Annotated in this window: 8 protein-coding genes; 5 read left to right on the plus strand and 3 right to left on the minus strand. The window is 42.9% G+C overall.

Features of this window, described 5'->3' with window-relative positions; translation table 11 throughout:
- Positions 1–272: 272 nt before the first annotated feature.
- Positions 273–599, minus strand: coding sequence for a hypothetical protein (locus tag N646_RS19570; protein ID WP_005373454.1), 327 nt, complete (start codon positions 597–599; stop codon positions 273–275).
- A gap of 87 nt (positions 600–686) precedes the next feature.
- Complete coding sequence (locus N646_RS19575; RefSeq protein WP_017819912.1) at positions 687–2,378, minus strand: FAD-binding oxidoreductase; 1,692 nt, start codon at positions 2,376–2,378, stop codon at positions 687–689.
- A gap of 283 nt (positions 2,379–2,661) precedes the next feature.
- Here N646_RS19575 and N646_RS19580 point away from each other — a divergent pair, with 283 nt between their 5' ends.
- Positions 2,662–3,135 (plus strand): DUF1842 domain-containing protein, encoded by a 474-nt coding sequence (locus tag N646_RS19580; protein ID WP_005373450.1) that lies wholly within the window; start codon positions 2,662–2,664, stop codon positions 3,133–3,135.
- Positions 3,136–3,269: 134 nt separating this feature from the next.
- On the opposite strand, the gene N646_RS19585 is transcribed toward N646_RS19580, so the two are convergent.
- Entirely contained in the window at positions 3,270–6,443 is a 3,174-nt protein-coding gene (locus tag N646_RS19585) for an AAA family ATPase (protein WP_017819913.1), read from the minus strand.
- An 868-nt stretch (positions 6,444–7,311) separates the two neighbouring features.
- Between N646_RS19585 and N646_RS19590 the strand changes: the two genes are divergently transcribed.
- From N646_RS19590 to N646_RS25025, 4 genes are all read left to right on the plus strand, one after another.
- Positions 7,312–8,610 carry an SAM-dependent methyltransferase gene (locus tag N646_RS19590; RefSeq protein ID WP_017819914.1) on the plus strand — a complete coding sequence of 433 codons (1,299 nt, stop codon included), beginning with the start codon at positions 7,312–7,314 and terminating at the stop codon, positions 8,608–8,610.
- A gap of 7 nt (positions 8,611–8,617) precedes the next feature.
- Positions 8,618–9,565, plus strand: coding sequence for a formyltransferase family protein (locus N646_RS19595; protein ID WP_226977233.1), 948 nt, complete (start codon positions 8,618–8,620; stop codon positions 9,563–9,565).
- A gap of 146 nt (positions 9,566–9,711) precedes the next feature.
- Positions 9,712–10,326, plus strand: a complete 615-nt coding sequence (locus N646_RS19600) for a phage tail protein (protein ID WP_017819916.1) — start codon at positions 9,712–9,714, stop codon at positions 10,324–10,326.
- Positions 10,327–10,445: 119 nt separating this feature from the next.
- The gene (locus N646_RS25025) at positions 10,446–11,930 is read left to right on the plus strand and encodes an Ig-like domain-containing protein (protein ID WP_017819917.1); all 1,485 of its coding nucleotides are present in this window, start codon (positions 10,446–10,448) and stop codon (positions 11,928–11,930) included.
- The last annotated feature ends 19 nt before the right edge of the window (positions 11,931–11,949 follow it).

Genomic DNA, 11,949 nt, shown 5'->3' on the forward strand with positions numbered 1-11,949 from the left:
AAAAGTGATGTATTAAGTAAAACTCTTTGATCTTAGAAATTAATAATATATTTATTTTTTCAATCTTGGTTACTCTAGATTTAAAGTTTATTTTAAAAGTGATTTGTATTTATTCGATTATCTTGCAGTGGTGATATAAAGTGAGAACATAAAGTTAACAATTTCAGATTGTGATTGAAAATGGGGAGAGTCTTCAATCCAAATACCGAGAAATGAAACTGCCCGAGAAGTTGTGCAACTGTCTCGGGCGAAGTGATGAATCAGGTGAGCAGCTATAAAGTTTTCTCACAAGAACCGCTAAGTGGTGGAGATATTTTTAAATTATCATTAAAGATTTCTACAACGACGGGGCCTTTATTTTCATCTTTTGCATAGTATGCACAGGACTTGTCCCCAGTATAGGTTTTACCTGCCTTTTTGAAACTGTAATACCAGGAGTCATGGGTAGCGGCACCGGATTCAAAACTAGCAGATTCAGATTGTTCGCCAATATTCAAGTCGAAATGAACCTCCATTTCCGGAGAGTCTTTAAATCTCACATATCCGGTGATTTTATCGTTGGAGTTATTTTTAACGTAAAATGAACCCTTAGTTGTCATAATTTTTCCTCTTTTTTAATTTCTATACGTGATAGAACGGCCAAATGACGTTCTGTTAATATATGCTTTTTAAGATGCATATTGATGTTAAATGATGGTCTTATTAGTTCTAAGGTGATTAAACTTATCCTTAGCGTATTTTTCTTTTATACCGATTAAGTCGCGGTAGCTTCGATCAAAATAAACGCTTGTCGGAATTGCCGGATCTTTAAAGCTGATGAAGGCACCATAGGTTCCCGGTATATCAGCTTCTCTGGCTTTATCAATCCAGTCCATGGCTCTGTTTACATCAACAAGTACTGGGTTATTTTGTAGTTCTAGTTTTTGCTTTATCTCTTCATTCCACCAGGTTTGGTATTGGACTGTATATTGACACTGGCGGTAGGGGAAAGATATGTCTTCAAGGTCGTCTGAGTGATGATAAAAACCGCCAGTGATCGCCCCTAAGGTTACGTAACTAAATAGCCCTTGATCGCGGTTTTCTGGCTTTATCAAAGGTGAAGTTAAGCTTTGCAAAAGTGCAGTATAGCCTTCTGGTTTAAGACCTCGCTCTGACACCAATCGCGAAGTGATTTTGTGAGGTGCTGGGGCGTCATAATCGGGAGGGAAAGGAGAACCGTTTTGACACAAAGAATCGCGCCCCCATGTGCTCATCAGGGAGTGATCGTATTTCTTCCCGTCAAAGTCAGTGCCATGTGCTTCATAGACTTGAACTAAATCAGGGAAGCAAGCGCCAAATTGAACGGCTATAAATTGGTGAAGATCTTGTTCTGTTCCTTCCCAGTAGCCATACATGGTGCAGTGATGGCTGATGGTTTCAATATCACAGTGGTTAGATGATTCAGGCAGAGCATCAATTTGCAAGTTGGTGCCAAGAAGTTTAGGCGTATCGAGGCTTTTTATAGCCTGCTCCCAATTTTTTAGCACATCTATGGTAGGGTGCGTTGGTATTGGCTGAAGCATACCGTTGATTTTTGGATAGAGGTTCCACTGAAGCTCGAAGCGGTGGATCTCTTTGGGTAAAGGGAATGTTTTTACGCGTAGCTCGGTAACAATGCCATAGCTCATGCCTCCGCCGCCTCTTAGTGCCCAAAATAGGTGAGGGTTGGACTCTGCTGAGACTTCTGTGATCGTACCATCACCCAATACCACGGTTGCACTCACTAGGTGCTCACAACACATGCCGTATTTTCGCGTCCAAGGGCCCCATCCTCCGCCTTGAATATAGCCAGTCAACCCAACTGTGGCACAGGTTCCATGTGCAATCATTCGATCATGCTCTGCAAGTTTTGGTGTCAGTTGATAGAAGCGATAGCCAGCACCAATGGTGGCAATATTGTCACACAATTGGAAGGTCTTAATTCTGCTCACGTCAATCAAAATGACGTTGTCACCACTGCATTCACCTGCGTGATCATGCCCTCCTGAGCGAACACGAATCGGGAGATTGAATTGAGTTGCTGTTAGATAGGCTTGCTGAACTTCTTGCGTACTTTCGCACATGACAATGACAAAGGGTTGGTGTTGATAGCGAGTATTGAAGATGAGTGACTCGACTTGATATTGGTTCAAACCGGGAACCGGTGAAACCGTGTTTTCAAGAGGTGTCAGTAATCGTTCTTTAGGAAAACCGCACTTATCCATTTTCTGAATAAACAGTTTGGCATTATTGCCTGAGATTGAGTACGCGCTAAGTACAGCGAGGCGTTGTATTTGAGGGTTAGGGTGCTGTTCTACCACTTGGTTTTCTTTAGTTCCCTGCATCCATTCATGTTCCATTATTTTTTCCATTTGGCTTATGTATTGAATAGTTGTTCAAATATTAAACCAAATGCATACATTCACCATATCAGTTTGGTATCAGTTGTTCTGTACAAATCGCCAAAAGCATCAGCGAGAGAGCAACAATATCTGGTTGATGAAAAGAACGATCGGCATCTGCGTGACCGTGGATAATTTATGTAGTCAAGTAGATCTGAGCCTAAATTGATACTGAACCAGAATGACGTGTTATCTACATTGAATGGGTCACTAACGACAATAAATTCAGTTGGAGAACACAATGAAAATGGACTCAAAAGAATCACAAGCAATTTTTACTGCTCATTATCAAATTGGTAACGGCTTACCTGGAGGAGTGAGCTTCGATGTTAATCTACTCGTGGCCAGCGAAGACAAATCAATAGTGGGTAAAGGACATATCTTTCAGGCCGTTAACCCACCGTTAAATGTGGTGTCTGATCTCAATGGTAGTTTCAACTATCAATGCACGATGCGTGATTGTCATATCATGGTGACGTTGCAGGGCTACCAGCCTTATCTAGGCATTGCTCCTTTAGGAGCTGATCTTCATAACGTAACGCTCAACCTCCTACTTAATGATGATTGGAAGTCAGGCGTGGCATTCTATCGATATAAAAATAGTTCAGGTAAATGGATTGAAGCAGCAAATCAACGCGTTACTCTACTTTTGCCTGAGCATGTTCCTAGCATCGAGAACTTTAAGGTGGAGCAAAATGATCTTGCGCCAGCATAAATCTCATCAGCGATGACACTGTGCCAAAACACAGATATTCGATGGTTTCGAATATCTGTGTTTGACGAGGTAAATCGAGTAAACACGATGACTTGACGGTGCAATTAATCGACTTTCTTCGTTTATTGAATATTTCATGGTTGAGTAGATGTGGAGAGCCAATGGTCGAGCTCATCAACACTTATTTGAGCCTGATTCAGTTGATGCTTACGCGCGGCCTGATTGAAGTTTAACAACTCAGAGACGGAGCTGGACTGGTCGAGTAAGGCAAGCATCAGATTCGCTTGTTCAATATAAAAATCACCCCATGGATGCGGATCTTCTTGGGTGAAGTTAGACAGCTTATCGCGATATTTTCGAAGTAGCGTAGGCTGCTTATACTGCCACGCTACTTGGATTCCTTGTTGGTAAAAGCGTAAATAGTTATGACCAACACAGGTAGATTCTAGCCAAGCCTCACCAGTGCGCAAAGCGGAGAGGGCCGTTGATTCATCGCCACAAATAAGTGCCTTGGTAGATACGAGCCAAGGACCAATAAAATTGTGTAGCTTATTGATATGAACAAGATCTAGAGCCGTGTCGATGTCCGAAAGGGCTTTCTCCTCTTTTCCCTGATACCAGTGCAATCTTGCACTGGACTCCAAAAGAAAAGCGACAAATCGATGAGCATTAAGCTGTTTTGAAAGTTGTAGAGCGGTCGAGATTTCGTTTTCAGCTTGCACCAAGACATTACGGTCGAGAAAGATCCATGCAGCCGTAAGCCTAGAAACAATTTCTGCTCGGCGGTTTGCCGTGAGATAGGCAAGATTCGAGGCATGCTGAGCCTGTTTTAGTGCTTCGTCAGATTGCAGTTGATAGATCATCACTGTTGCCAGCATGTAGCGATTGGCAGTTTCAATCGAAAGCAACTGATGCTCTTCACACAGTTGCAAACACTCGGTTAAGTGCTCGTATGAGCGAGCCATTTTTCCTTGTGCGTAGGCACAATCACCGAGGCCGCCAAGCGATTTTGCTTTCGCGCGAAAACAGTTTGCTCGTTGACTGTAATCTAATGCAAGTAAATGTTCTTTCTCACATTCGTCTAGCTGCCCAGTGGGGAACAGCATATTACCTCTCATCGAGTGAATTTCACACAAAGATTTATTTAACGTCAGCTTTTCGCACAGGGCTTGGGCTTGGTCTAAAATCGACATCGCTTGTACAAAGTTGTCGGTTAAACGGTAGGGGTTAATGAGGTCTAAATAGTATTGAACACGTTCAGAATCATTTTCTGTGTGATGAATCGCTTGCTCAAGAACCTCAATACTCTCTTTGATGCGTCCCATCGAATACAGGCAGTTTCCTTTCATATTTAGTGCATACGCCATCTGTGCTTTAGGTGACTCTTTAATAGCGTATTCAATAAGAGTCAGTGCTTTTTCAAATTGATAATTGCTCAGGTAATGTTTGGCGGTCTGGTCAAGAACAGTAAATACACCTTCGCCCTTGGCATGATTGATATGGACTGCATATAAGAACCGATCTCGGTTCTCATACCATTTTGCGCAGGCCATGTGTATTTTTGAACACTGTGACTTGTCTATTTGACGGAAAACAGCATTACAAATCAAATCATGATGGAAAAGGTATTGATCGCCATTGAGTTTTACTAAGCCAGCGTCGACTAACTTATCTGGTACGTAGCCGGGAATTCGAGTGATTTCACGCAGTTGCTCCAGTTGAAAGTACTGCCCCAACACAGATGCAGTACAGAGTGCTTGGCGATCTTGGGCTGGAAGTTGAGCTAATTGTATCGAAACTAAATGTTCCAATGACTCCGGAACGTCTTTATCAAACTGAGAACAAAGTAGTGTTTGGCGTAAGTATAGAGGATGGCCTTTCGCAAGCTTTATACAGTCATTGATATGTTTATTCTGTTGGCATGTGATTGAGCAAGCTAACTCGTAAGACTCTTCAGATGATAACTCCCTAAGTTCGATTAGATTCACGTTGGCAAACCAAGATTGTTTGGAACTAAGTCGTTTTTGCTGCCTAAACGTCAGAAAGAGTAAAATATTGGTGTTTGTAATATAAGGTAGCAGTGTCTCAAGAAATGCCAACATTACCTCGTCGGCCCAATGGACATCTTCAACAATAATCAAATGCGGTTTGCTGGTCTGCCGTTGTTGAATTAAGAAAGGGATAGATTGCTCTATCGTTTGTTTCAGCGTTTGGAACTCCATTAAGTTCAGCAGCTGTTTTTCTGATTCGTTGAGTGTTACCCCCATTAACCAATAAAGGCAGAGGTGGAAAGAGGAGGGAATTGATGACTCGACAGTCTGCTGACGAATAGAATCATCGGTATCTTCACGAGTAAATGAACAAATTGCCCGAGTGAATATATTTTGAGGGGACAAGAGATCAGCACTGCCATGATTCAGGATTTGAATCTCTGTGGTTAAACACGAAGAACGACTCAAAGACGAAATGACCTGGTTGAGTAGGCTGGTCTTTCCTATCCCTGCGGTACCAGTAATACAATACGTTTGGCCTGCTTCTTGTTTTTGCCATCGCTTGATTCCGCTATTCAATGTTTCTAGTTCAAGTTTACGCCCTACGAAACAGTCAGTATGGTTTTGGTGTAAGGATACAAAATGCCAGTTGTTGAAGTCTGGCTCTCCTGTTAGAAAAGGTTTTATTGGTCTGGCACAATTGGACGAGATAAAGCAAGGACAAGCAGCTATTTCTCCCCAAGGGATTTTAACTAGGATTTCATTGATTGGGGTTATCGCATTCGGATGTTCCGATAGCTCAGTGATTCGATGCATGTATTTCACATTGATAAAAGACCGAATCGAAGCCGAAAGAGCAACCTTTAATTGAAGGGCTAGTTGTCGAATTCGCTCAAAAATATATTCGTCCGATTCCTGTAAAGACCAAGTAAGAACAAACGTTCGGTTTTGTATTATGGGTGTAGTGTTTTGGCTGAGAAGTAAGGTTTGCAGAGCCTTTGCGGTCAAATCACACTTTGCTTCGATTGCAAAAATAAAAAAATATGGTGGTGATGAAGATACATTTGTAAATAATGGTTCTGAGGCCCGATCTATTAAAAGGTCCTCTACGGGGACAGAAAAGTATTCCGCGAGATTGGATGCGGTACGATACAGCACATTCGCCCCAGACTCTGCTCGCTTTATAGAAGCAATAGATACGACAAAACCCTGTTGAAAGCATTCTTCCGCCAGTTTTTCTTGGCTCAGTCCTAATTTCTTTCTCAGTTCTTTGAGTCGTAATACGTTGAGTGGAATTCTTCCATCCCTATTTGCCATATTTCACTCCGTTGTAACGTATAGCTTTTCCCAGTAAACCTGAATCGATTGGATATGTTGAGTGAATAAATTTATCTTATTTCACTACATATATAATACTAGTAGTTAAAATGTTATATACGAAAATGAAATGGGCATTTTAATCTTCAAACCACCTTAATTCATTGTTATATTAGTGGTGTTTTTTTATTAATAATTTTGATATTTATTTTTGTGAGTTCATGTTTTTCTTAATAAGTTTTTTGAAATATCTTTAAACTTATATCTTTTAAAAGATTGCACACCTTAAACTTATATTGGACTTCATTAAACTTTAAAAATTAAATTCTTTAATTTTAGAGATATAAATTGACAATCTTATTTTTAGTGTTTTTTTTGATCTCTATTCTGGCTAACTGATTTTTTCTAGTCTATAAATCAAATATCGGCAATTTCAAAATAACTGCCGAAAAAATTATTTTAATTTCAATATTATAAATAGTTGGCTTTATACTATGGATATTGGCTTTTTCTGCCTGTTAAAAGGCTTTCATATTACACCACACTTGAGTGCCGCGCTTACCTCTATTAAGGAGACTGCGTGGCTGCCATATGTAAAACGATCTTGCCATCGAGGGGATTGGCAAGCGCTTGCTTTAGAAGAATCACATCGAAAGGCCTATTACCCTAACTATTTACTACTCTCTGAATTTACAGGATTAGAACTGTTTTTATCTCAATTTTTCTGCCCAATTTTGTCAGTACGGTTTATGAAGTTAGAGCCGGGAGCTGAGATATTGTAACGTGGACCTCTGGCATATGTTTTTCTCAAGTACAGGTGTGTTACATCATTAACTACTGCTACAGCGGCAAGTGAGGTTCATGAATTATGCAAAAAGGCTCATCTATAGAATTCTACCAGCAACGTCCTCAATCTCGTGAGACGGTCGGTGTTGAAGAAGTGCAGCAACAAACTCAACAGTTTGGTTTTGCTGAACCCGAAATGGATGAGCTGCTTAAGTACTCATTACGGACTCAACTTGAGGCTATGCTCCAAAACCAACTCAGCACGGCTGAACGCCAACGGCAACTGAAAGAGAGTTTCGCTGCGGCAGTTGAGCTCGTATTGAAGGAGACGAAAGTTGAGCACCGAACACTGGTGCAAGCCTTTCAGAGCATGTATGGCAACGCTTGCCAATCTCTTTCTCTGGCTAAACTCACTCAAGAGGAACTGACTCGACAGTACATTTCCACGTCTGGGCTGGTGATGTCCCCACTTAACTGTAAACACACCATCAAAGATGTGTACCGAATTAAAGGCTTTGCGTGTGGTATAAACAAAGCTATCCAACATATGCTTGCCAACAAGTCACAGGTTAAAGTGCTTTATCCAGCTTGCGGCCCCTTTGCACCATTGCTGCTGCCTTTACTTGCTCACTACAAACAAAGTGATCGAATTAGCGCAGAGCAGCTTCAGGTGACACTAGTAGATATTCACCCCGGAGCCATTAAAGCACTCAATCAATTGATCGCGGATCTCGATATCGCAGACTACATTGAAGCCTTAGTGGAAGAAGATGCTACCCAATTTTCGCCAACTCAAACGTTTGATCTCCTGATACTTGAAGCGATGCAGCATGGCTTTAGTCGGGAAGGGTTCCTCAGCATCGCGAAACATTTGGTTCAATATTTACATATTCAAGGCGAAATGATCCCCAATCAGGTATCTGTGCGCGCCATGATGGTCATCGGGGAGACGGAATTTAATCAACAATGGGAAAAAGCAGAGTATGCACATTCCAACCATTGCCAGCCGGAAGCGATCGATGATCGAATTGATCTGGGAGAAATTCTTAACGTCAATAAAGCCATGTTGCTCAGAAGCGAGATTTTTGAGCTAGATGGTGGAATAAAAATGCTGCAAGGCAACACCATTGAGCTGCCGAAAGATGTGCCAGATATGGCAAAACGTATCCTCGCCATTTACAGCCATATCGATACTTACGGAGATGCGATGGTCGGACAATACGACTCTGGTATTACCCATCCTAAACCCGACATGACTTTTTATGTGGATGCCAAGCCCAAAGCCGTTGAACACCATTACTTTGAAGCGAAGGGAGGCGATAAGGTCTGTTTCTATTATCAGTTAACCGGATTGCCAGGTTTTGTCGCCACCCATGGATGATTTCGATATGCAGCAAAAATACGTCGTTTTTACAGGAAGTTGTTACGCCTTGCCCATCATTCAGTTGTTGGCACAACAACATAAATTGGCGGGCGTGGTAGTACCGGAAGGAGAACTAAATCCAGACTTACAGCAGCTACAGAGCTATCTGAGCGCTCAATCGATTCATATTGCTCAGTATACCGCCAATGATAGCAGTGCTTTGATAGCGCAACTCGATGCTTGGCGAGTCACGGATGGCGTCATCTATTTGTTCAGGCACATAGTTCATTCCTCGCTGTGTCAGTTTTTCAACGGAAACTTGTACAACATTCATCCGGGAAAGCTGCCCGAGTATCGAGGCCCGATGCCTCTCTATTGGCAATTAAGAGACGGTTTAGACACCTTTAGCCTCACCCTGCATCGTCTTGAGGCATCGGCTGATTCCGGCGCTATAGGAATGGAGTTAGAGGTACCATTTCACCCGTTTGAGACCTTAACCAGTGCTCAGAAAAAAGCGTCACAAATGACGGCTAAGCTGATGTATGACTTCCTCATCGCGCAACAAAAGCAAGGGCTGGTTTGGTGTGAACAAGTATCAAACCCCAACGAAGTAGCACGAGCAGTAAACCAACATGATCTGCACATTCGTTGGAACGTGCAAACGAGTCGCGAAATCGTCAACTTAGTGCGAGCAGGCAATCATGACTTCGGTGGTGCGATGTTGAGCTTGCCAAGTGGTGTCGCCAATGTTTTGCAAGCAAGCGCAATGGAGACTTCTTTAGTCGGTGTTGAGGCGGGGAGCATTCTCGAGATCAGCCCACAACATGGGTTACAAGTGAAAACGTTAGATAGCGCCATATCAATAGATGTTATTGCTACACCGCAAGGCGTGTTTTCGGGTTATCGCTATGCGCAAATGGCTGGGCTAGATGCTGGGATGTCATTGCTCCAGCACGCTTCAACTTGTGAGTAAATAAATATCTCAATACGGTGCTTTGCGGCAGTGATGAAGCCCGTAACGGTATTTAGTAATGCGAGATTGGAAAGTTTTAACCAACCACACCAATTTCGTTATGAGCTGGTTTTAACTTAAGTGTATACGTTGAAAGGAAGAACAGTATGGCTACAGAACCGTATCTTGGGGCACTAACCGCATTTGGTGGCAATTTTGCAATTAGAAATTGGGCAATGTGCTCGGGGCAAATGCAGGCAATTGAAGATAATCCAGCGCTCTTCTCTCTAGTTAGCACTCTATACGGAGGTGACGCCCGAACTACCTTTGGTTTACCTGATTTGCGTGGCCGCAGTCCAGTTGGTGTAGGCACACGACCTGGGGGGATGGATTATCATCAGGGAGAAAGATTGGGTACTGAACTGGTAACTATTGATATAACTCAAATGCCAGCACACTTACATACGGCAATTTTTACCCCTCTTGGCACTTCTGCAACTGTAACAGGCAGGATGCAGGTTGCTACCAATGCTGCAAATACACAGGTACCCGATAGTAATTCGTATATAGCGCAAAACTCTACCCCCGGGTTCTATAAACCGACGTTTCAGCAACCAGATTTGACCGAGATCGAAGGCTTAAGTGTGTCTGGTAGTGGCTCGGGCGGAGGTACTGTAACTGTGACTGAAACAGGCGGTTCAATGCCACTTAATATTTTGAGCCCGGTATTGCCGATTAATTGGTTAATTGCCACTGCGGGAGTATACCCACCGCACAGCTAATCAACCAAGAAAGAATTGGCTGAATCTTTAGCTAATCCTTTCCTATAAAAAATTAAATATTTAAGTTGATTATGATAACCCGGCCATGTTGATAAGGCCGTCATCTTCAGGAGAGGAAAATGAGATTACATCGTCAGGTTGCGATCGCAATTACAACAGCATGGGTGTTCTCAGCGTTTTTTTCCGGTGGAGCCTGGGCTGCACAGCAAACGATTAACTACTCTAATGGTTCAGGTTCCAATTTTAGTGAGGTGGAGACCGGCGTCACAGGGGGTATGCCCTCAGTCACTCTTACCAATGCAGGTACTGTATCTATGGTATTAGATGCGGGCACTAGCTCGGATGGCACTCCGTTTACTGGCCTAAATGACCTCGGATTTGTAGCTGGTGTTCTTTACTCAAATACCATGATTAATGAGTTCAACAATCGTGGCTTCCGCTTTTTTGAGAAATCAAGTACTAACTTCAGTTTCGACGAAATTACCTTTATGCAGGGGTCGGCCCGAGACTCAGATAAAACGTATCAACTTGTGTTAACTGGCTTCTCTAATGATACTCAAACAGTGACCGAAACTGTCACCTTGCCAAAAGGTGGTGAAGCAAACTCAGGGTTACAGGACTTGTTTACCCTGACCCGTGGTACAGATTTTAATGATTCGGCATGGCAGGACGTTGATACAGTGACTATGGCGTTTACCCGAAGTCCGGGTGCTGACTCTCGTTATCTTATCAGAAGTATCAAGATTGATGACGCTGCGGTTTCAGACTCTACCGCGCCTACTTTTGTCAGTGCGAGCTCAACTCCCACTGATGATGCAACCAATGTTTCTGTTAGCAACAACATCGAGATTGCCTTCGATGAAAATATTGAGCTGAAGAGCGGCAATATTACCATTCGTAATGTTACCGACAGTCGCGACTTTGAAGTATTTAATGTTGCCACTGAAAGCGATGGCACAACAACATCACCAGGCGCTGGTCGCATCAGTGTTACCAACAATAAAGTTTACTTAAACCCAACCAGTGATCTGGCAGGGAACCGGACCTACGCCATTCATATTGAATCCAGTGCCGTGGCTGACAGCGCAAATAATAGCTTCGCTGGGATCATCGATGATGCCACATTTAACTTTACGACAGTCGATACCACGCCAAATGCGCCATCTACACCCGATTTAGATGCTAGTTCGGATACCGGGCCATTAAATACTGATAATATTACCAGTGACACTACACCAACGTTTAGTGGGACTTCTGAGAGTGGATCGATCGTTACTTTATACAGTGATCAAGTCGGTGGAGGTGCAACGGTTATTGGCACAGGCACTGCTACTGGAGGAAACTGGCAGATAACAACCAATGAGTTGGCGTCTGGTATTACACATGCAATAAGTGCTAAAGCGTCTGATAGCGATGATAATGTTAGCTCGGCATCCAACGCGTTAAGTGTCACCATTGATACAATAGCACCATCCGTAGTGAGCATTACCACGCCGATTGAGGCTGACAGTATCGTCAACGCTGCAGAAGACAACGATGTGTTGATCGCTGGCTCCGGCGCGGAAGCAGGCAACAGCGTGACCGTGACTATCACGAGACAATAACAGCTCTGTCAGTCGTACG

Source organism: Vibrio alginolyticus NBRC 15630 = ATCC 17749 (assembly GCF_000354175.2).
GTDB classification, from domain to species: Bacteria; Pseudomonadota; Gammaproteobacteria; order Enterobacterales; family Vibrionaceae; genus Vibrio; species Vibrio alginolyticus.

Coding starts and splice junctions, on each gene's coding strand:
- N646_RS19570 (WP_005373454.1), bottom strand. CDS start 599: ATGACAACTAAGGGTTCATTTTACGTTAAAAATAACTCCAACGATAAA.
- N646_RS19575 (WP_017819912.1), bottom strand. CDS start 2,378: ATGGAACATGAATGGATGCAGGGAACTAAAGAAAACCAAGTGGTAGAA.
- N646_RS19580 (WP_005373450.1), top strand. CDS start 2,662: ATGAAAATGGACTCAAAAGAATCACAAGCAATTTTTACTGCTCATTAT.
- N646_RS19585 (WP_017819913.1), bottom strand. CDS start 6,443: ATGGCAAATAGGGATGGAAGAATTCCACTCAACGTATTACGACTCAAA.
- N646_RS19590 (WP_017819914.1), top strand. CDS start 7,312: ATGCAAAAAGGCTCATCTATAGAATTCTACCAGCAACGTCCTCAATCT.
- N646_RS19595 (WP_226977233.1), top strand. CDS start 8,618: ATGCAGCAAAAATACGTCGTTTTTACAGGAAGTTGTTACGCCTTGCCC.
- N646_RS19600 (WP_017819916.1), top strand. CDS start 9,712: ATGGCTACAGAACCGTATCTTGGGGCACTAACCGCATTTGGTGGCAAT.
- N646_RS25025 (WP_017819917.1), top strand. CDS start 10,446: ATGAGATTACATCGTCAGGTTGCGATCGCAATTACAACAGCATGGGTG.